Here is a 20,243-nt window from a genome sequence, read left to right as displayed (position 1 = left end):
CATGCGGCTCCCCTACGCGTTAGGGCCTTTCTTTAATCCCATCATAAACTCCTTGAATGCCTCACGCAGCGGTGCAAATACCGGATGCTTGCGGTTTTCGATCATCACTTCGGAAAACAGCTTAAGGCCAACGGCAAAGGCCGCACTGTTGTTCTCGCCAAAGTTCAAATCCTCACGCGCTTTGATGCGCTCAACTATACCGAGAATATCGTCGTGGTTTTCTACTTCAAAACTCAGTGGCGCTTTCTCTACGGGCTCGCCTTTACGATCGCTCAGGGCTTCAACGGTAATGCGAAAACGGTGGCCTGGCATCAGTCATTCTCCTGTGCTGTCGGGGCAATGTTCATTTCACTTTCAATCGCCGCCACGGCGGTCAGCAGCGCCGCATTAATGTTCTCAACCTGCTGCGGTGAAAGATCCGCACGCATCACGTTGCCGCGCAGCAAACTGCGCAGGCGGTTCATGGCTTCGGAGATACCTTCAGCCAGATTGCCGTGATGATGATGACCGCGATCGGCACCTGCCAAACGGGCCAGGATCACGTCGACAACGGCCTGGTGCTTTTGCAACTCATTCTGGCCCAGTTCGGTGATCTGATAACTTTTGCGGCCGTTGCTGCTGGTAATTGGCTCGAGGAAATCCTGCTCTTCCAACAGCGTCAGGGTCGGGTAAATCACCCCCGGGCTTGGCACATACAGACCGGAAGAGGCCTCATCAATGGCCTTGATCAGTTCATAACCGTGGCTCGGTTTGCGTGCCACCAGCGCCAGCAGCACCAACCGCAGGTCCCCATGTTCAAACATGCGGTGACGCCCACCCCGCCCTCCGCGTCCGCCCCGGCCATGCTCTTCGCCGTGATCGCCGCCAAAGTGATGACGTCCGCCGCGGCGGCGATGATGATGACAGTGCCCTTCTTCGTACTCAGGGTGACCGCCGTGACGACGGTGTGAATCTAAACGGTGAAACATAGCTATACCTCTCAATAGACAGTGAGTTAACGAGGTGATTTAGATATATCTAAACGACTTCGATATAGCTAATTTAGATCGATATATCTAAATGCGCAAGCGCGGCTTGTTAAATAGATATATCTAAATCGCAGGCATAAAAAAAGCGCTGTAAAAACAGCGCTTTCATCGGAGACGGGAAAAAACTACTTGGCAGAGGCCAGCACTGCGCTGACGATTTCTACCGCTTCGTGCTCGATCTTTTCGCGATGCTCAGCCCCCAGGAAGCTCTCACAATAAATCTTGTAAGCCTCTTCGGTACCGGAAGGACGCGCAGCAAACCAGCCATTGTCAGTCATCACTTTCAACCCGCCAATGGGTGCGCCATTGCCCGGTGCTGCGGTCAGACGGGCGGTGATCGGATCCCCCGCCAGGGTATCGGCCTTGACCATTTCCGGCGACAGCTTGGACAACGCGGCTTTCTGCGCTGAGGTTGCCGGCGCCTGAATGCGGTTGTAGCTTGGCGCGCCAAAGCGTTTGGCCAGATCTTCGTAGTGATTTTGTGGGTTTTCACCGGTGACTGCGGTGATTTCCGCCGCCAACAGACACATGATCATGCCGTCTTTATCGGTAGACCAAGGTGTGCCGTTGAAACGCAGGAAGGATGCCCCGGCGCTCTCTTCGCCACCAAAGCCCAGGCTGCCATCATACAAACCATCGACAAACCATTTGAAGCCCACCGGCACTTCCACCAGTTTACGGCCCAGGGAGGCAACCACGCGGTCAATCATTGCGCTGGAAACCAGCGTTTTGCCCACCGCCACATCGGCCCCCCACTGTGGACGATGCTGGAACAGGTAGTTGATGGACACCGCCAGATAATGGTTCGGGTTCATCAGGCCCTTCGGCGTAACAATGCCGTGGCGGTCGTAATCCGGATCGTTGGCGAACGCCAGATCGAACTTGTCACGCAGCGCCAGCAAACCGCCCATCGCCGGAACCGACGAACAGTCCATGCGGATCACACCGTCGTGGTCCAGGTGCATAAAGCGGAAGGTCTGATCGATAGAGTCGTTCACCAGCGTCAGATCCAGCTTGTAATGCTCGGCAATACGCTGCCAGTAGGCAATGCCGGAACCGCCAAGCGGATCGACACCCAATTTCAGGCCGGCGCGCTGGATAGCAGGCATATCGACGATATCCACCAACCCTTCGACGTACGGCTGTACCAGATCTTGTGCATGCACACGGCCGCTGTTCCAGGCCTTGTCCAATGACTGACGCTGAACGCCTTGCAGCTGCAATGACAGCAGTTCATTGGCGCGCTTTTCAATCACGGAGGTCAGATTGGTGTCGGCCGGGCCGCCGTTGGTCGGGTTATATTTGATGCCGCCGTCTTCCGGGGGATTGTGAGACGGGGTAATAACGATACCATCGGCCAATGCCCCACCGTTGCGGTTATGGCACAAAATGGCATGGGATACCGCAGGGGTTGGCGTGAAGCCGTTATTTTCCTGCACGACAACATCGACGCCATTGGCGGTCAACACTTCAAGCACAGAAATAAAGGCAGGCTCGGACAGCGCATGGGTGTCCTTACCCACGTAGCATGGGCCGGTCACCCCTTGCTGATGACGGACTTCCGCAATCGCCTGCGCAATAGCGAGAATATGGTTTTCATTAAAGCTATGACGCAGAGCGCTGCCGCGGTGGCCCGAAGTGCCGAACTTCACCGCGTGTGCTGCATTGCCGGCTTCAGGTTGCAGTACATAGTACTGCGACGTCAGCTGGGCTACGTTAATCAAATCGCTTTGTTGAGCCAGCTGCCCGGCACGTGGATTATTCGCCATCGACATATCTCCCTCATCCCTGTCCTGCGGCCTGGCAATATGTCGCTCACGGCCACCATGACGGGCTGTTCGCTAAATTAGATAGTGCCGCAAACTTTTTCTGTCAGTTCCGCGGGGAACTGCATAGCCTGCATGATGTGTTCCACCATGCTGCGTTTACGACCGGTATTGGTATTGGTGATCACCCAGTACGGGGTGCCTGGAACGTGCTTGGGTTTGGTGTGCGTTCCGTTCGCCAGCAGGGTTTGCTGATCGCCGGCGAAATAGGTGCGGGTACGGCCATGCAACGCCTCGGTCGCCGTGGCAAAACCGGCCGCATCGAGGGTATACAGGGTGGAAAGTACCAGCATAAAACGGTTCACCGCTTTGTTCTGCTCGGCATACTCATCCGACAGCAGCAGCTCACGCACGGCCCGTACGCGATCGCGCGGGCGCTGCGCGGCAACAATTTTATCCTGCTCAGCGCTCTGGGCACTGGCTGCCGGCACCGCACGTAACGGCTGACCTGCGGTAAACTTCAACATGCGGCGCAAAATATCGGACGCGCTCTCACCAATATGTTGCGTGTGGCTGGCAATATAACGGTAGAGCTCTTCGTCGACTTCAATAGTTTTCATCTTTATCCAGTACTGTTTTTTTCTACTTAGAACCTGAAGCCAGATCCTGCATTCAAGCCATGGGATTATAAGGTTAAAAGCGCAGATGCGAACATCACAATGTGCCTCAACACGGCAAAAGCAGACTATTACCTAAAGCCTGCCTGGCATTGGATCTGCCAAACCCGCACCTTACCATGAAAAATCCGCGTTATACCCTATGGATTTCAAGCCGCAGCGTTGTTACCTGTGGCTTGAAAGGCGACGGGTATTTTCATCGTGTGTTTTAATCATGATACCCTAATCTGAATCTCACTCAGTATGAACTTTGCCATGAAATTACATTATCAACTGCTGGCCTGCGAGTCCGATGCTCTGCCGGTTGTCCTGATCCACGGGCTGTTCGGCAATCTGGACAATCTGGGCGTGCTGGCTCGCGATCTAAACCAACAGCACAGCGTGATTAAAGTCGATCTGCGCAACCATGGTCTGTCGCCACGTTCAGAGGTGATGAGCTACCCGGAAATGGCAAAGGACCTGCTGGCGCTGCTGGATGATTTGCAACTGGACAAGGTGATTGTAATCGGCCACTCGATGGGCGGCAAAGCGGCGATGGCACTGACGGCAATCGCACCTGAGCGAGTGGAGAAACTGATCGTTATTGACGTGGCACCGGTGGATTATCAAACCCGTCGCCACGACGAGATTTTTGCCGCCTTACAAGCCGTAAGTGCGGCCGGTATCACCCAACGCCAGCAGGCGGCGGAATTGATGCGCAGCTACCTGAAGGAAGAAGGAGTGATCCAGTTCCTGCTGAAATCCTTCCACCAGGGCGAATGGCGCTTTAACCTGCCGGTGCTGATCGAGCAATACGAAAATATCACCGGCTGGCAGGAGGTTCCCGCCTGGCCGCATCCCACCTTATTCATTCGTGGTGGCTTGTCGCCCTACGTGCAGGACAGCTACCGCGCAGATATTGCCCGCCAGTTCCCTCAGGCTCGCGCACATGTGGTCGCCGGCACCGGGCACTGGGTTCATGCGGAAAAACCGGAGGCGGTGCTGCGCGCTATTCACCGTTTTCTCGGCGAAGCCTGAGCTGACCGACTCTTTACACTCGTGCGTCCAGCCGCCTAAAACAGCCACCTGGCGAAAAAACGCGCTAAAGATAACGGCTTAGCGCGTTTTCGGCTCAGTTAAGCATTGTCGTTGCTCCACCTGCTGGGGTAATATGGCGCGCTATAATTTTGCCGCCGTGTCGAGCGTGTTGATTAACGCCTGGCTGGGGGTGAATTTGGGTTAGGGTTTATTAGCCCGAAGTGTGTTAACCGAACCATCCAGAAGCGTCTACGCGCTTTTAGATGCAAACTCCCTTGCAGTACCGCTACCTATGGCAAAAGAACAAACGGATCGCACGACGCTGGATCTGTTCGCAGATGAACGCCGTCCGGGGCGCCCGAAAACCAACCCGCTATCCCGAGATGAACAGCTTAGAATCAATAAGCGTAATCAGCTTCGACGCGATAAAGTCCGTGGCTTACGGCGTGTGGAACTGAAGATCAACGCGGATGCGGTGGACGCCCTGAACAAACTGGCGGAACAGCGGAATATCAGCCGCAGCGAGCTTATTGAGCAAATGCTGTTGGCACAACTGGCGGACGACCAGCCAGAACATTGATCATTGCAGCCGCACATGCGGCGCGGCGTTAAGGATGACGCCCGATCAACATCATTTTATTCCACCCGGTATCGCATAAACGTGATAAAACCCCGGGGTAAATTTCTGGCATGATACGCAATTACCGGTGAGGACTCCCCTTGCCATGGCATCATTTTAATCGGTGTTATCGTGGTCAGCGCTAACATCGTGTAATGCAATTTATTGAATTTAAAGGTTATACGCGATATGGCTAATGTAGGCATTTTCTTTGGCAGCGACACTGGCAATACCGAAAACATTGCCAAGATGATCCAGAAAATTCTTAAGCAACAGTTCGGTGACGATGTGTGCGAAATTCACGACATCGCCAAAAGCAGCAAAGAAGACCTGGAAGGTTTCGATATTCTGCTGCTCGGTATCCCAACCTGGTACTACGGTGAAGCCCAGTGTGACTGGGATGACTTCTTCCCAACGCTGGAAGACATCGACTTCAACGGCAAGCTGGTAGCCCTGTTTGGCTGTGGCGATCAGGAAGACTACGCAGAATATTTCTGTGATGCGATGGGCACCATCCGCGACATCATTGAACCGCGTGGCGCTGCCATAGTCGGCCACTGGCCAACCAAAGGCTATCATTTCGAAGCCTCAAAAGGTTTGGCAAGCGACAGCCACTTTATTGGCCTGGCGATTGACGAAGACCGTCAACCTGAACTGACCAATGAGCGTGTTGAAGGTTGGGTAAAACAAATCGTCGAAGAGCTGAGCCTGGCCGAGATCGTCGGCTAACGCCAAAGGTTGAACAAAAGCCCTGCAAAGTGCATAGTGTTGCCGGCAGGGCCATCATTGGCAGTACTGATTACTGCAATCGAAGATACATATTTGTAACTTCCCACATCGTCAAGGTAGACTGAGTTATCGGTTTATCCCGCCCATCAAGACGTTGCGTGTGCAACATGCAATAGTGCAATTATATCTTTGTTAACAACCGGCGGTTTCTATTTAGGTCAACCGGTTCTATAATGAGACGCAATTAACTCTTTGTGCCGACCGATGCCACAGGCGAGAACGCCTCAACTTGATTAGCATAGTAACAGGACTGAATCCGCATGACTGACAACAACACCGCATTGAAGAAGGCCGGCTTAAAAGTCACGCTTCCGCGACTCAAAATCCTGGAAGTACTGCAAAATCCGGAATGCCATCACGTCAGTGCGGAAGATCTGTACAAAAAACTGATAGATATGGGCGAAGAAATTGGCCTGGCTACAGTTTACCGCGTACTGAACCAATTTGATGATGCAGGCATTGTGACCCGTCACAATTTCGAAGGCGGCAAGTCCGTGTTCGAACTGACCCAGCAGCATCACCACGATCACCTGATCTGCCTGGACTGCGGCAAAGTGATCGAATTTAGCGATGAATCCATCGAAGTTCGTCAGCGTGATATCGCCAAGCAACACGGTATCAAGCTCAGCAACCACAGCCTGTACCTGTACGGCCACTGTGAAGCAGGTGACTGCCGCGAAGACGAAACTCTGCACGATAAAAAATAATGCCCTCAACCAGCATTAAGAACCGCCTTAACGGCGGTTTTTTTATGCCTGCAGCCCGATAATGAAGAGATAAAAAAATCCCCGGACAGGCCCGGGGAAAGTTCACAGCTTGAAATACAACAATTGCAGCGGCACTTCTTTCCGGCTTCCCACTTACACTCACTTCACCGTCAACTCACCCGCCGACACGCGGATGGGCAAACCTCTTCACAGCTCATACTCAAGAAACAGCAACCGATCAAAGAACAACGACCAGGCGTGATCGAATACACCGCGAACACGGAACCCCTTGTTCAGATAAATTTGGCTGGCATCACTGCGTTGCCATACGCACAGCACGATATTTTTCGCCTGGTGCTGTTGCGCTCGCTGCTTTATCAGCGCAAACAACTGGTTAAAATGCCCTTGCCCGCGGAATTGACTTTCGATTGCCAGACTGCAGATGAAATAATCGTCTGCAGTGCAAAGACGTTGGACAAAACTGTCATAAGCCTCATCAAGCGGCCTTATTTCATCGCGATAATGATAATCCGCTTCTATGCCATACAGTTCGCTAATGGTAGCCGCATTAAAAAAGCCGACAAACTCTCCACGCCGATCGTAAGCTACCGTGATCAACCCCAGATAAGGCTCAATATTTTGCGCCAACTGCAATGACACCAGATCCAGCCCGGCTCGATTGCCGATAGAGCAGTATTCGAGGTAACTGGTGGTGAAGATTAGCTTCGCCATGCGAGTCTTATCGACTTCACTCGCCTGTCGTCCAGGTAGAAAGTGCAATGCCCCGCGCGGCTCCGGCAACACCGCATCGCCCACCCCAGCGGTCGGACACCAGTAATTCCCCGCCATAATCTGCCGCCGGTTATCAGCTATCAGGTATTCACCAAAAAGCCGATTTACCCGATCCAGCTGGTGGTCATGAGAAAGCACTGAATAATAATGGTAATGGTCAATATCGGAGCGGATCTGCGCCGGATAAGCCATACGCGGTACTTCATCAACGGTGAATATCTCTGCATAGCGAGCCAGGTCCAGCGGCTGCTCAAGCTGCCAATCCACCTGTTCCAGCCGGCTGACACAGTGCCGGTAGCTGTGCTGTTCTTCCTGCGACAGCGGAAACCGCTCATTGGTGATCACATCTTCCAACAGACGCATACCGCGAATACCACAGCTGACAGCCTGCGGAATAGCGTTATACATGACGCCATAATCTCTGCAGAAGCGATCGTGGCTAAGGAAGGCGCAACCGATATGGCGACTCCACAGCTGATAAAAGGGATCAAACAATTTCCGTTCATAAACCGAATTCTTGTCCGGCACTTCACCGCTTTCCGCCGCATAGATCTGATCCAACCCCGCCAGCATCCGGCACAGCGAAATGTCCCCTTTGCGGCTGATGATCATTCCGGTTTCGTCGAGAAACAGATTCAGCCAACTGACGTGGCTAACCTCGCCTCCGGGCAGAAACTGAAGATAATCCGGCACCTCGGGCTTGATCAGAAACAGCGTCGCCGACCGGTGGGGAATAGTGTCGATATCCATATACACCCCCCCCATCTCTATCAAAATCAGAAAACGGAAGTAGTCGGAAAGCGTGGCGTAATAGCGCTTATCGTGCAGTTGATAGATAAAGCACAGGTTGTCGCCCCCCTTTTTTTGCGCCAGCTCAAGGAGAGAATGTACCTGCAGGCGATGGTTGACCGCATCATACTCCCCTAGGTATCCGCCTTTGCTCGTGGATGCGGGGTTGAAATATGCATCCCTTGCCAGTTGCCGCACGTCCCAAACCCATAACATGCCGACCCACTCATTCCCTTCGGCGTTATTCACCGCCTGCTGCGCATCGCCCCACTGGGAGATAACCTCTCTGGCATCGTCAGGTATGGCGCCCCCCAACCAGATACGGTGCAGCAGTTTTTCACTCGCAGCCAGCGGGCGAGTGGGCACGCAAAATAATGAAGAACAGCGGGCGGCATCGAATAAATGCCCATGCGCAGCCCGCCACTCACGCAGTTGCGCGACCCCACGCTGATAGCTTTCCAGCCGCGCTGGTGAGCTCTGGCGCTGATATTTGACGAACTCAAATTTCAGATCGTTGATTCGGGCTTCATATTCGGCACGGAACAGATCATCCTGCAGAACGCCAAAATGCCCGTCGTTAAGCTTCATCGGCCAGCATCCTTATTGAGGGTGTCGTTGCACAACGGCCATAACCCTGCGGATTTTTGCTCTGCCAGGACCAGGCATCACGCACCATTTTTTCCAGGCTGTGTTTGGCTTGCCAACCCAGTTTTTCTGCCGCCAGCGACGGATCGGACCAACACTCGGCAATATCTCCCGCCCGCCGGGGATTAAACTGATAGGCGATCTTGAACCCGCAGGCGCGTTCGAACGCCTGAATAATCTCCAGCACCGAGTAGCCTTTACCGGTGCCCAGGTTATAGACGTTAAAACCTGGCTGCAGATTATCCAGCGCTTTCAAATGCCCTTCGGCCAGGTCCATAACGTGAATGTAATCACGTACCCCGGTACCGTCGCTGGTGGGGTAGTCGTTGCCATACACCGGCAACACCGCGAGTTTGCCAATAGCCACCTGGGCCAGATAAGCCAGAAGATTATTGGGAATGCCAGCGGGATCCTCACCAATCAAGCCGGACTCGTGTGCCCCGGCCGGATTAAAGTAACGCAGCGCGGTGATCGCCATCTGCGGTTCAGTGGAGGCAAACTCCGCCAGGATCTGCTCGACAATCAGCTTGGAGGTTCCATAAGGATTGGTGGTCTGCCCAATACGGCAATTCTCCGTCAGCGGGGTATATTCCGCCGGTCCATAGACAGTGGCCGAAGAGCTGAAAATAAACTGCTTAACGCCGGCATGGCGCATTCTGTCCAGTACGATCAATGACCCGGAAATATTATTTTGATAATACTTCAGCGGCTCTTCGGTAGATTCCCTGACAGACTTTAACCCCGCAAGATGAATAACCGCATGAATATCATGCTGCCGGAAGATATGATCCAGCAAATGATGTTGCTGGATATCTCCCTGATAAAAAATCACTTTTTTACCGGTTAATCGCTCGACCCGAAATAAAGACTCTGGCGAACTGTTGGACAGGTTGTCCAGTACGACAACGTCCTCCCCCCTTTCCAATAGTGCCAATACCGTATGCGAGCCGATATAACCGGCGCCGCCCGTCACCAATATAGCCATCATATTTCCTTGTTTATGCTTAAAAATAAACGATTCACTCAGAAACCACCTAAACTTCCCGGGTTTTAAAACCGACAGGTAAAGCAATACAAAGCAGTAATATGGCTAACAGATAAACGGAGGAATGCGGCCCGTATTCGGTCAGGATCCCTTGTAATATTCCGGCCAGGATCACACCGGTGGAAATACTGTTGGTGAATAAAGTGGTGGCCATGCCCGCCCGCTCCGGCATCAAATCCTGGAAATACAGCATGCCGACGGTGGCGATAATGCCGATGAAAATCGCGTTAAACAGCTGTAAAACCAGCAAGCTGGCGGTTGAGGTAAACCACAGAATCCCGGCATAAAACAGTATGCCGGCCACCATCGCCCCCGCCATCATCAGGCGCTTGCCCACCCGGTTTACGTAACGCCCTACCAGGATCATGATGGGGATCTCGATCGCGGCGGCGATGCCCATCATCCAGCCGGTCAGACTTTGCGACAACCCCAACTCGGCAGTGATATACAGCGGCACATCAATCAGATACATGGCGCTGCAGGTCCACATCAATACCGAGGCGAAAAACAACCGGCTAATATCTTTATCGAAGACCGTTTTTTGCGGTATGGCGATTTCATTACCCACAGGTGGGCGAGCGACCTCGGGTAATATCCACCAGGCCAGCAGCGATACCAGCAAGAATATACCGGCAGCAAACATAAACATCGCCGTGAAGCCATAATTCACCACCAGCATAAAAGCCAGTGGCGGGCCAAAAACCCAGGCCAGAGAGAGCTGGGCGCGCATAATGGCGCTAAACATCGCGACATTTTGCGATGACCGTTCCCCATATTCACGCGCCAGAGCGAATAATTGCGGTATCGCCGTATTGGCGATGGCGGTTAACAGCACGCCTGCGCTAATTAACGTCAGGTAATTGCGATTAAAAGCAAATAACAGACAATTGCCCGCCGCCAATAAATAACAGATTAAAATCAAATGACGCCGGTCACGCTGGCGATCTGATTTTTTTGCCAGCAAAAAGCTGACAATAATGCCGACCCCGGCATTTACCGCATAAAAAAAACCGACCCATAATGACGTCACCCGAACCTCGGTGGTGAGGAACAGGCTCAGGGTCGGTATTTGCAGTGCCCCGGCAATGCCAGAAAAGAAAGCAACGACCATAAAGGTCAGCCGTATCGAATTCATCGCTGATTACCGCCGGTCGCTGCTGTTAATAGTCAATAACGGCCCACCAGCGAACAGACGGGCCGCGGTTCAGGAGTTACACTTTCTCGGCGCGGCTATAACGCTTGCCGTCCGGGCTGACCGCACGGATCAGTATCTCACCGCTGACACCAGGTTTGGCCTTGGCATCGTAACGCTGCCATTGCTTGCCACCGTCGGTGGAATATTCAATGCCCAGACCCGGCAACGAGATATTGGCCTCCAGCTTGCCACCGGCTACGCTGGCCCCCGGCACCGGCAGCCGATAACTCACGCCGCCCTTGTCCAGTTTTGCCAATTCACGCTGGCCAAGAATATTGGCAAAGCGCAACCAGTCGCGATCCAGTTTCCCGGTATCGATAAAGTGGGTTTCACCGCCTTTGTATTCACGCCCCGCCTGATAATCCTGTTCCCAGTCGGCCCGGTGCCATGCACGTTCGGCCACCGACAGTGAACGCGGGAAGATCATGTATTCCATTTGCGGGTCGGTGCGCTGAGTTTCACTCCACATCTGGGCAGAGATACCGTAAGCGCCCGGCCATGGCTTGTCGCTCTTGGCGGTAAAGTGATTGCCATCGCGGTCAACCGAGGTTTCGGCGTTCTGCGGCAGGTTGTTCGGGGCAAAGCTGAACATTTTCTGCTCGTCGCTGAAACGGGTGCCCCAGTAATAACCGCGCTCGTCCGGGTTCACCTCATACGGGAAGTCCATGTAGACGTAATCCGGGTTGGAAAGGATCACTTCGTAACCTTTGTTGGCCCAGTCGTTAGCGCTATCAAAACCGCCCCAATACAGCGTATCCCAGAAGTTCACCCCAACACGTGGAGTGGCGAAGGCCTTGGCGTTTTTCGCATCTTTCAGGCCGTCCTGCCAGGCCTGCATTCTGTCGATGCCATGCGCCTTCACCAGTTGACTGACTTCCACGCCAAAGTAGCTTGGCAGATGTTCCATATCGGCGACTTTGCCGTCTTTGATCATCTTTTGGCACACCTGGGATTTTGCCCAAGGCTTATCTTCTTTGCTCTGATCGATGATGCCTTTGCCTGCTTCAGGCTTGGTCAGATCGGTATAGCCTGCCCCCAAGCGAATGTTTTTCGCTTCGTCGCCGCCAAAGTGCCAGGTGCGCAGCGGCTGCCCGGCCTCTTTGTGCATCTGGGCAATCTCACCCATCACCTTGTCAACAAAGCGCCTGGACGAATCCAGACAAGGGTTAAGGTAACTTTGACGATTAAAATACTGCACCGAGGTGGTATTGGAGGTATCGGTCGGATCCACCAGGCGGAACTCATTAGCCTGCTGTTCTTTACCGGCGGCATGCAGCTTTTTATAGCGCGCCTCCATCGAGACCACGGCGGCACGGGCATGTGCTGGCATATCGATTTCCGGGATCACTTCAATCTGGCGCGCCTGGGCGTATTTAATAATCTCAATGTAATCCTGACGCGAGAAGAAGCCGCCATACACCTCTGGCCCCTGTCCGTACTGTGGCAACAGGCAGGTAGTTTCGCTCAGGTCATGGCAACGCCGCCCCCCGACTTCGGTCAGTTCCGGCAGGCCTGGGATAGCAATGCGCCAGCCTTCGTCGTCGCTCAGATGGAAGTGGAATTTATTGAGCTTATAAGCCGCCATCTGATCGAGCAGGCGCAGTACCGCATCTTTCTGATGGAAGTTGCGCGCCACGTCGAGGAAGATGCCGCGATACTGGAAGCGTGGTGCATCCTTGGCCTCCAGAGTGGCGATTTTAGCGCTGCCGTCGGTCGGTACCAGCGACAAAATAGACTGCAGGCCATAGAACACCCCGGCCTGATCGAAGCCGATAACCCGCGCTTCCTTATTGCCAATTTTCAGCTCATAGGCTCCTGGCACTGCCAGTTCACCTTTAAATTTGCCCGGCTGAATATCGGTTTTGATCGGGTAGCCCGCCGCGTTATGGGTTATGCCCAACAGTGCAAAACGTTGGGTGGCTGCGTCCGCCGCCGGTTTGGCCAGCGCACTCAACTCCAGCGCCACGCCGTTGCTCAGACTCACGTCTTGCGGATGCACTTTCACTTGCAACGGCGTCGGTACGATCTGGCCGCGCAGCGAAGCGGCAGGCAAGGTTTTAAGCTCGGCGTTTTTGGTAAAGCGGGAGGCCGGGGTCATCAGGATATTATTGTCATCCTTGATGCGCTTCCATTGGTCGCCGCTAAAGGGCGTCACAAACTGGCTGAGATCTTCGGTATCGGTATTAACCAGAATTTTTGGCTGGGCATCGCCCGAAGTGGCGTACCAGCGTGGTACAAAGTCGGTTTTAAACAGTTGCCAATATTCGGCAATAATCGGGATCTCAACCGTTTGACCTGCCGGGAAGCCAGTAAATTTATCGGTCGGCTCCAGTTTGTAGAGGTCACCGGTCAGGTGGGTAATGTTGAACTGATCGTTATCCACCCGCATGGTCTGACGGGCGCTGTGGAAGTAAATCGCCCAGTCGTGCCCCTTAATCTCCTGATGATCGTTGGTCAGGCTGATCAATACCTTGTTGCAGGCCGCCCAGTCGGCACCCAATTTACCGCAATCCAGGCCGCTGTCGGCAGCCCGGTTATCGACCATTTTCAAATTCAATTTTAACTGGCTAAGTTGATCCACCAGCGGTTGATTGGCCAGCGCATTCCCCACGCTGCCAAATAATCCAACGGTTGCCGTTAATGCAGCAAGCGTACTCAATTTGAATTTGTTCATGTTTAACATCATCCTTAATTATTGTTATCGTGGATCTCTTGCCAAATTTTGCCGCACTTGGCGTCATAAGCCTGGCCGTTACCACTGTGTACCGCCTGAATGCAGTTCTGGTAATCCATCACACGCACCGTTTCTTTTTCGGCAAACTGCTGGTGCTGCTTCTCTTGTTTCAGCACGTTCAATACCGCCTGGCACGACTGCAGTTTTTCCGGTGAGCCTTCAGCGGTATTAATGCAGGCGCTGTAGGCCTGTTTCAGTTTGGCGTCTTCCGGCGGTGCGACCGGCTGCACACAGGCACTCAGCGTGACCACCGCAGCCAACATCAGCATGATTTTTTTCATCAAGATTTTCCCGTTAAGTGTCAAAAACGCTGTCCCCGGCGCTGCCGCCGGGGAACGCATCAGAAGATGGTGAATGGCGCGATAACCATGAATTTGACGTCTTTCTCATCCTGGAAGATGTTGCCGTAACCGCCACCCCAGCTCGGGATGTTGGTGTGGTTGTCATACTGGGTGTAGTGCAGTTTCAGCAAGGTGCCTTTGGCGCGACCTTCCTGAATGGTGTACAGCGCGTCCAGGCTCCAGGCGCTCTCTTTGAGACGCTGGCTCTGGTCATACATTGGGTTGGTGCTTGGCTTGGCGTCCCAGGCGTAAACGTAAGAACCGCCCACGGCCATGCCCGGCAGGTTCCAGTTGCTCAGATCGTACATTACCCCGGCGTAAACCGCTTTTTCGCCGTTGGCGTTGAAGTCGGAACGGTTATCCCACCATACGTCGAGACGACCATTGGAAGAGGCATAGGTTGGGGTCATGCGTTGCAGGAAGTAGCCCTGGTTGCCCTCGGCCTTGACCATGGTCCCTTCCAGACGCCAGTTAAATTGGCCGGTGGTGTAACCGAAGGTCAGCGCTTGCAGCCAGGCCAGACCGTCGTAAATGCTGTTCGGGTCATTTTTGTCGCTAATACGATCTTCCGTGCCATAGAACTGGTAGCTGGTGGTCAGCGGGTTGCCCACCAGATCGAATTTGTAAGATGCCTTGGTGAAGTACTGATTCACATAGCCCTGGGCCTGACCAAAGGCCGCTTCCAGCACTAAATCATTTTTGAAGTCATACTTGGCACCCAAAGAGTGCAGGTAGGAGACGCCGGTTTTTTTGTCGTTCTGGCGGAAGTCATCCATCTCGATATGCCATGGAGCCTTGTACTTATTCGTCCACATGTAGGAGAAGCTCAACGCACCGGCATCACCGTAGTCAAACTTGGCACCGGCCTCCGCCCCCTGATAGGTGCCGGGCATAAAGCTCCAGTGCGGTGCCAGCAGCGTTTGCCCGCTTGGCTGGATATAACCGGCGCGTGCCCAGACGGGGCCATACTTGAATTTACCGGCGGCTTTGTACAGGCTGATGCCGCCTTTGTCGCCGGAATAGTCTTCATCATAGGTACGGTTTTTGGAGGAGAACGCGATTTCATTCGGATGACCGCTGGCGCTGGATTCGGCCAGCTCAATGGCGGTAAAGGCCCCCACATCCATACCAAACATGTCCCAGGCATAGCCTGAGGCGAAATCCAGGCTCAGGTTGGCGGTCGAGTGTGACAGATTGGTAGTGTATTTATTGTAATCGTCACTGGTCGGGTTGAGATCTTTACGGTCACGTTCACGCTGCCAGTAATACACACCGCCGGTCATCGTGGAATCATCGATAAATCCTGCGGCTTTCGCCTCAGGGGCCATGGCAAACCCTGTTCCCAACAGCGCACCCGCGACTGCGAGCGCCAGCGTTTTACGCTGAGCACCGTGCGTACCCATAATGAAATTCCTCTTTGACTTAAACTTTAAAAGTTGCAGTCGCCCGTGTTCACCACTGCCCTGCACGACCGCTAATAAAAACCCAATCGGGTAAAAAATATTGCTGACGGGTTAAAATCCCACAGCACTTATTGCTACAGACAGACTATTTTTCGCGACGCGAATTATCAAATGAATTATGAGAGAGATTTGTCAAAGTATGACAAAGAGCACATATCGATGAGATTATGTTACGTGGCTATGCAAAGAGGCTGTCGAATAAAAAATTCAATAAAATCAGAATAAACTTTAATACCAGGTCAATCAGAGACGATTAATGGTTTCAGCCTAAGCAAAAAGGTCAGCCAAAAGAAAAAACATGAGAGCGCTCTCTAAATGACATTAATTCGCATCACGAATATATAAGACAATGTTATATGACTAATGATTTTTATCAAGAAATTGCTGATACAACCGCCGGATTAAAATTTAAAAATAGATTGGGGAATTAAAAGCATTAACGGGGAGAAAAAGCGGGCTTGCGGACAAAAAAAAGCGCAACCGAAGTTGCGCTTTATCGCATTAGCTTTTGATCAGCACTCAGGCGCCAATTTTTGCCCAGGTATCGCGCAGGCCCACGGTGCGGTTAAACACCAGATGCTCGGCCGATGAGTCACGGCTGTCAGCACAGAAATAGCCTTCACGTTCGAACTGGTAGGCTTTTTCCGGCTGTGCGGCCGCCAGGCTTGGCTCAACAAAGCCGCGCTTGATAACCAGTGACTCCGGGTTAATGGTGGTGAGGAAGTCCTCTGCCGCCGCCGGGTTTGGCACACTGAACAGACGGTCATACACGCGAATTTCCGCCGGCAACGCGTGCTCGGCAGACACCCAGTGGATCACGCCTTTCACCTTGCGGCCATCGGCAGGATCCTTGCTCAGGGTATCGGGATCGTAGCTGCAGAAAATAGTGGTGATCTCACCTTCAGCGTCTTTCTCAATGCGTTCCGCCTTGATCACATAGGCATTGCGCAGGCGAACTTCTTTACCCAGCACCAGGCGCTTGTACTGCTTGTTGGCTTCTTCACGGAAGTCGGCGCGATCGATATAGATATCACGGCTGAATGGCACTTCACGGCTGCCCATTTCCGGCTTGCTCGGGTGGTTAGGCATGCTGACCATTTCCACGCCGGTGGTCAGGTTTTCAATGACTACCTTCACCGGATCCAGCACGGCCATCGCACGCGGTGCGTTCTCGTTCAGCTCTTCACGAATACAGGCCTCAAGCGCCATCATTTCGACGTTGTTATCCTGCTTGGTCACGCCGATACGCTGGCAGAATTCGCGGATTGACGCAGCGGTATAACCACGGCGGCGCAGGCCGGAAACGGTCGGCATACGCGGGTCATCCCAACCCTCAACGATTTTCTCGGTCACCAACAGGTTCAGCTTGCGCTTCGACATAATGGCGTACTCAAGATTCAGGCGCGAGAACTCGTACTGACGCGGATGACAAGGGATGGTGATGTTATCCAGCACCCAGTCATACAGACGGCGGTTGTCCTGGAACTCCAGCGTACAAAGCGAATGGGTGATCCCTTCCAGCGCATCGGAAATGCAGTGGGTGAAATCGTACATCGGGTAGATGCACCATTTATTGCCGGTCTGGTGGTGTTCTGCAAATTTGATACGGTACAACACCGGATCGCGCATGACGATAAACGAGGAAGCCATATCAATCTTGGCACGCAGGCAAGCGGTCCCTTCGGCGAATTCACCGTTGCGCATTTTTTCAAACAGCGCCAGATTCTCTTCCACGCTGCGGCCACGGTACGGGCTGTCTTTACCCGGTGCCGTCAGGCTGCCACGATATTCACGGATTTGCTCAGGCGACAGTTCGTCGACGTAAGCCAGGCCCTTGTTGATCAGCTCCACCGCATAGTTGTGCAGTTGATCGAAGTAATCCGAGGAGTAACGAACGTTGCCGCTCCACTCAAAGCCCAGCCACTCGACGTCATGTTTGATTGACTCAACGAACTCGATGTCTTCTTTCACCGGGTTGGTGTCATCAAAACGCAGGTTGCATTGGCCCTGGTAATCGCGAGCGATGCCGAAATTCAGGCAGATGGATTTCGCATGGCCGATATGCAGATAGCCATTTGGCTCCGGCGGGAAACGGGTATGGACTGACGTGTGTTTCCCGGACGCCAGATCTTCATCAACGATCTGACGGATAAAATTGGTTGGGCGGGCTTCAGCCTCACTCATTTCACTATTCCTCAATGCAAAGCGCTACTCATAACCGCCTATGTTCCAACAAGCCACGCCCGGAAACAACCGTTTGTTTTACGAAAAATGCGGAGTATTGCACCACGATGGATCGCAGCACCCTATCAGGGCCCCCTTTGCCCTTCATTACCCATAAAAAAGCGGGAAGAGATTGCTCTCTTCCCGCCAAAGGTAGGGTGCGTTCCGTCATGACTCGTTAAACACCCTGGGTACTACTCAGGTAAAACGGTTTATTTCTGGATCTCGAACAGTTTGGTCTGGCCGGCGACCACAGAACCGGTCGCCAGCGCCGTCAGACCGGCGTAATCGTCAGAGTTGCTGACCACTACCGGGCTTATCATCGAGCGGGCATTGGCGTTCAGGAACTCCAGATCCAATTCAAGGATTGGCTGGCCGGCTTTCACCTCAGCCCCCTCTTCAACCAGACGTTTGAAGCCCTGACCGTTCAATGCCACGGTGTCGATCCCCATGTGCACCACAATCTCCGCGCCCTTGTCGGTTTCCAGACAGAAAGCGTGGTTGGTGTTGAAGATTTTAACGATGGTGCCATCTGCCGGCGCGACTACGGTCTTGTCGGTCGGGCGGATAGCCAGGCCGTCGCCTACCGCTTTGCTGGCAAAGGCTTCGTCAGGCACCTGATCCAGGGCCACGATTTCACCGGTCACCGGAGCCACCAGCGACTCGAAGGCCACCTTCGGCGCATTAGGCACAGCCTGCGATTTAACTGCATTCACGCCAGGAGCCGGCGCCACTTCTGCCGCAGGCACCGGGCCGGTAGCAATCACCGCACGCATGCCGTCAGCAATGGCTTCGGCTTTAGAGCCCACGATAACCTGAACGGTTTGTTTGTTCAGTTTCACCACGCCTGATGCACCCAGGCGTTTACAGCTGGCATCCAGCACTTTAGAAGAGTCTTTAACGGTCAGGCGCAAACGGGTGATACAGGCATCAATGCCGGTCAGGTTGTCAGACCCCCCGATGGCACCAATATAGCTGCGGGACAGTGCACGCAGGCCTTCATCGGTATTGCTGTTGGCTTCAGGTGCGACGACATCGTCGGACGCATCTTCACGGCCTGGGGTCTTCAGGTTGAATGCGCGGATAATGATAGAGAACAGGACGAAGTACACCGCGAAGGCGACCAGACCCATCAGCACAAGCATCCAGACGTTCTTGCTGGCTGCCGGCAAGTTGTACATCAACACATAGTCGATGGCACCTGCAGAGAAGGAGAACCCGGCGTGAATACCCAGCAAGGTGGCTACAAACAGGCTGATACCGGTCAAAATGGCATGGACCAGATACAGCAGCGGAGCCAGGAACATGAACAGGAATTCAAGCGGCTCGGTCACACCGGTCAGGAATGCGGTCAAAGCAACGGACAGCAGCATACCGCCAACCATTGGGCGACGTTCTTTCGGCGCAGCGAAGTACATGGCCAGTGCCGCACCCGGCAAACCGAACATCATGATCGGGAAGAAGCCGGACATGAACATCCCGGCAGTGCCGTCACCCGCGTAGAAGCGGTTGATGTCGCCGTGGAAGATGGTACCGGCAGCGTTGGTGAACTCACCAATCTGGAACCAGGCAATGGTGTTCAGAACCTGATGCAGGCCGGTTGGGATCAGCAGACGGTTAACAAAACCGAAAATGCCGGAACCGACAGCGCCCATCGAAACAATCCATTCACCGCCTGCGTGGATCGCATTTTGTACCGGTGGCCAGATATAACCAAAGATGGCAGCAAGAATTAAACAGAAAAAGCCGGTAGCGATTGGGACAAAACGCTTACCGCCGAAGAAGGAGAGGAACTCGGGCAGCTTGATGCCGGACCAGCGGTTATAGACCGCACCGCCCACCAGGCCGGTAATGATACCCGCCAGCACACCCATATTGATCGCCGGGTTAATGGTGACCATCGCCTTGGTCAGGATGAAGTAACCCACCGCGCCCGCCAATGCGGCTGAACCGGCATTGTCTTTCGACCAGGTTGCCGCCACACCGATAGCAAAGATTAACGCCAGGTTATCGAAGATTGATCCACCGGCCTGTGCGATGAATGAAATATTCAGTAAGTCAGGCTGACCGAAGCGTAGCAAAAGCGCCGCAACGGGCAGTACTGCGATTGGCAGTTGCAACGACCTGCCCAATCTTTGGAAAAAGCCGAGTATGTTCACCTTAATATTCCCCCTAATGCCCTTTTATGAGCTTTATCATATTTTACGCAAGCGCCATCACACACTGCGATTAACTCTGGACGAACGACAACACGTGGAGTGTAAAAAAATTATTTCGTATCGCAAATTAAAACCTCCTTTTTTGTGATTTACATCACCAAAAAGCAGTCTTAAGCTGCCACATTGCTAGCCATCACACAAAACTTATTTTATCATTAAAAAAATCATTGAACCTGAAGCATCACGTGAGAATC

At 53.3% G+C, this 20,243-nt stretch carries 16 protein-coding genes; 4 read left to right on the top strand and 12 right to left on the bottom strand.

The features are described from left to right. Nucleotides 1-12 precede the first annotated feature (12 nt). The 4 genes from OCH02_RS20685 to seqA all read right to left on the bottom strand — a co-directional run bounded on the left by OCH02_RS20685 (nucleotide 13) and on the right by seqA (nucleotide 3,414). Complete coding sequence (locus tag OCH02_RS20685; RefSeq protein WP_135315530.1) at nucleotides 13-312, bottom strand: DUF3861 domain-containing protein; 300 nt, start codon at nucleotides 310-312, stop codon at nucleotides 13-15. Beyond that, nucleotides 312-968 (bottom strand): PadR family transcriptional regulator, encoded by a 657-nt coding sequence (locus OCH02_RS20680; RefSeq protein ID WP_261432754.1) that lies wholly within the window; start codon nucleotides 966-968, stop codon nucleotides 312-314. Before OCH02_RS20680 ends, OCH02_RS20685 begins: the two co-directional genes overlap by 1 nt. A 185-nt stretch (nucleotides 969-1,153) precedes the next feature. Then, complete coding sequence (gene pgm / locus OCH02_RS20675; RefSeq protein ID WP_261432753.1) at nucleotides 1,154-2,797, bottom strand: phosphoglucomutase (alpha-D-glucose-1,6-bisphosphate-dependent); 1,644 nt, start codon at nucleotides 2,795-2,797, stop codon at nucleotides 1,154-1,156. 77 nt (nucleotides 2,798-2,874) lie between these two features. Then, nucleotides 2,875-3,414: a replication initiation negative regulator SeqA gene (seqA, locus tag OCH02_RS20670; RefSeq protein ID WP_261432752.1), complete on the bottom strand. Its 540-nt coding sequence runs from the start codon at nucleotides 3,412-3,414 to the stop codon at nucleotides 2,875-2,877. Nucleotides 3,415-3,714: 300 nt separating this feature from the next. Between seqA and ybfF the strand changes: the two genes are divergently transcribed. The 4 genes from ybfF to fur all read left to right on the top strand — a co-directional run bounded on the left by ybfF (nucleotide 3,715) and on the right by fur (nucleotide 6,603). Next, nucleotides 3,715-4,488, top strand: coding sequence for an esterase (gene ybfF / locus OCH02_RS20665; RefSeq protein ID WP_261432751.1), 774 nt, complete (start codon nucleotides 3,715-3,717; stop codon nucleotides 4,486-4,488). Nucleotides 4,489-4,780: 292 nt separating this feature from the next. After that, a complete protein-coding gene (ybfE, locus tag OCH02_RS20660) occupies nucleotides 4,781-5,068 on the top strand; it encodes a LexA regulated protein (RefSeq protein ID WP_012005675.1) in 288 nt (95 codons plus the stop codon). Between the two features lie 228 nt (nucleotides 5,069-5,296). Continuing rightward, on the top strand, nucleotides 5,297-5,836 hold the full coding sequence (gene fldA, locus OCH02_RS20655) for a flavodoxin FldA (protein WP_012005674.1): 540 nt from the start codon (nucleotides 5,297-5,299) through the stop codon (nucleotides 5,834-5,836). Between the two features lie 320 nt (nucleotides 5,837-6,156). Then, nucleotides 6,157-6,603: a ferric iron uptake transcriptional regulator gene (gene fur, locus OCH02_RS20650; RefSeq protein ID WP_012005673.1), complete on the top strand. Its 447-nt coding sequence runs from the start codon at nucleotides 6,157-6,159 to the stop codon at nucleotides 6,601-6,603. A 207-nt stretch (nucleotides 6,604-6,810) separates the two neighbouring features. Here fur and OCH02_RS20645 read toward each other — a convergent pair whose 3' ends face one another. From OCH02_RS20645 to nagE, 8 genes are all read right to left on the bottom strand, one after another. Next, nucleotides 6,811-8,772: a TcdB toxin N-terminal helical domain-containing protein gene (locus OCH02_RS20645; RefSeq protein ID WP_261432750.1), complete on the bottom strand. Its 1,962-nt coding sequence runs from the start codon at nucleotides 8,770-8,772 to the stop codon at nucleotides 6,811-6,813. Further along, nucleotides 8,762-9,814 carry a UDP-glucose 4-epimerase GalE gene (galE, locus tag OCH02_RS20640; protein WP_261432775.1) on the bottom strand — a complete coding sequence of 351 codons (1,053 nt, stop codon included), beginning with the start codon at nucleotides 9,812-9,814 and terminating at the stop codon, nucleotides 8,762-8,764. Before galE ends, OCH02_RS20645 begins: the two co-directional genes overlap by 11 nt. 49 nt (nucleotides 9,815-9,863) lie before the next feature. Next, nucleotides 9,864-11,009: an MFS transporter gene (locus tag OCH02_RS20635; RefSeq protein WP_261432749.1), complete on the bottom strand. Its 1,146-nt coding sequence runs from the start codon at nucleotides 11,007-11,009 to the stop codon at nucleotides 9,864-9,866. A 76-nt stretch (nucleotides 11,010-11,085) separates the two neighbouring features. Further along, nucleotides 11,086-13,743 (bottom strand): beta-N-acetylhexosaminidase, encoded by a 2,658-nt coding sequence (locus OCH02_RS20630; protein WP_261432747.1) that lies wholly within the window; start codon nucleotides 13,741-13,743, stop codon nucleotides 11,086-11,088. 14 nt (nucleotides 13,744-13,757) lie between these two features. Beyond that, a complete protein-coding gene (gene chiQ, locus OCH02_RS20625; RefSeq protein ID WP_261432746.1) occupies nucleotides 13,758-14,084 on the bottom strand; it encodes a ChiQ/YbfN family lipoprotein in 327 nt (108 codons plus the stop codon). A 59-nt stretch (nucleotides 14,085-14,143) separates the two neighbouring features. Further along, nucleotides 14,144-15,547: a chitoporin ChiP gene (gene chiP / locus OCH02_RS20620; protein WP_261432745.1), complete on the bottom strand. Its 1,404-nt coding sequence runs from the start codon at nucleotides 15,545-15,547 to the stop codon at nucleotides 14,144-14,146. Between the two features lie 579 nt (nucleotides 15,548-16,126). After that, nucleotides 16,127-17,791 (bottom strand): glutamine--tRNA ligase, encoded by a 1,665-nt coding sequence (gene glnS / locus OCH02_RS20615; protein ID WP_261432744.1) that lies wholly within the window; start codon nucleotides 17,789-17,791, stop codon nucleotides 16,127-16,129. A 251-nt stretch (nucleotides 17,792-18,042) separates the two neighbouring features. Then, nucleotides 18,043-19,989: a PTS N-acetyl glucosamine transporter subunit IIABC gene (gene nagE / locus OCH02_RS20610; RefSeq protein WP_261432743.1), complete on the bottom strand. Its 1,947-nt coding sequence runs from the start codon at nucleotides 19,987-19,989 to the stop codon at nucleotides 18,043-18,045. Nucleotides 19,990-20,243: the final 254 nt, after the last annotated feature.

The organism is Serratia quinivorans, from assembly GCF_946227985.1.
GTDB classification, from domain to species: domain Bacteria; phylum Pseudomonadota; class Gammaproteobacteria; order Enterobacterales; family Enterobacteriaceae; genus Serratia; species Serratia quinivorans_A.
This window is presented reverse-complemented; position numbering and strand designations above follow the sequence as displayed.

Coding starts and splice junctions, on each gene's coding strand:
- OCH02_RS20685 (WP_135315530.1), bottom strand. CDS start 312: ATGCCAGGCCACCGTTTTCGCATTACCGTTGAAGCCCTGAGCGATCGT.
- OCH02_RS20680 (WP_261432754.1), bottom strand. CDS start 968: ATGTTTCACCGTTTAGATTCACACCGTCGTCACGGCGGTCACCCTGAG.
- pgm (WP_261432753.1), bottom strand. CDS start 2,797: ATGGCGAATAATCCACGTGCCGGGCAGCTGGCTCAACAAAGCGATTTG.
- seqA (WP_261432752.1), bottom strand. CDS start 3,414: ATGAAAACTATTGAAGTCGACGAAGAGCTCTACCGTTATATTGCCAGC.
- ybfF (WP_261432751.1), top strand. CDS start 3,715: ATGAACTTTGCCATGAAATTACATTATCAACTGCTGGCCTGCGAGTCC.
- ybfE (WP_012005675.1), top strand. CDS start 4,781: ATGGCAAAAGAACAAACGGATCGCACGACGCTGGATCTGTTCGCAGAT.
- fldA (WP_012005674.1), top strand. CDS start 5,297: ATGGCTAATGTAGGCATTTTCTTTGGCAGCGACACTGGCAATACCGAA.
- fur (WP_012005673.1), top strand. CDS start 6,157: ATGACTGACAACAACACCGCATTGAAGAAGGCCGGCTTAAAAGTCACG.
- OCH02_RS20645 (WP_261432750.1), bottom strand. CDS start 8,772: ATGAAGCTTAACGACGGGCATTTTGGCGTTCTGCAGGATGATCTGTTC.
- galE (WP_261432775.1), bottom strand. CDS start 9,814: ATGGCTATATTGGTGACGGGCGGCGCCGGTTATATCGGCTCGCATACG.
- OCH02_RS20635 (WP_261432749.1), bottom strand. CDS start 11,009: ATGAATTCGATACGGCTGACCTTTATGGTCGTTGCTTTCTTTTCTGGC.
- OCH02_RS20630 (WP_261432747.1), bottom strand. CDS start 13,743: ATGAACAAATTCAAATTGAGTACGCTTGCTGCATTAACGGCAACCGTT.
- chiQ (WP_261432746.1), bottom strand. CDS start 14,084: ATGAAAAAAATCATGCTGATGTTGGCTGCGGTGGTCACGCTGAGTGCC.
- chiP (WP_261432745.1), bottom strand. CDS start 15,547: ATGGGTACGCACGGTGCTCAGCGTAAAACGCTGGCGCTCGCAGTCGCG.
- glnS (WP_261432744.1), bottom strand. CDS start 17,791: ATGAGTGAGGCTGAAGCCCGCCCAACCAATTTTATCCGTCAGATCGTT.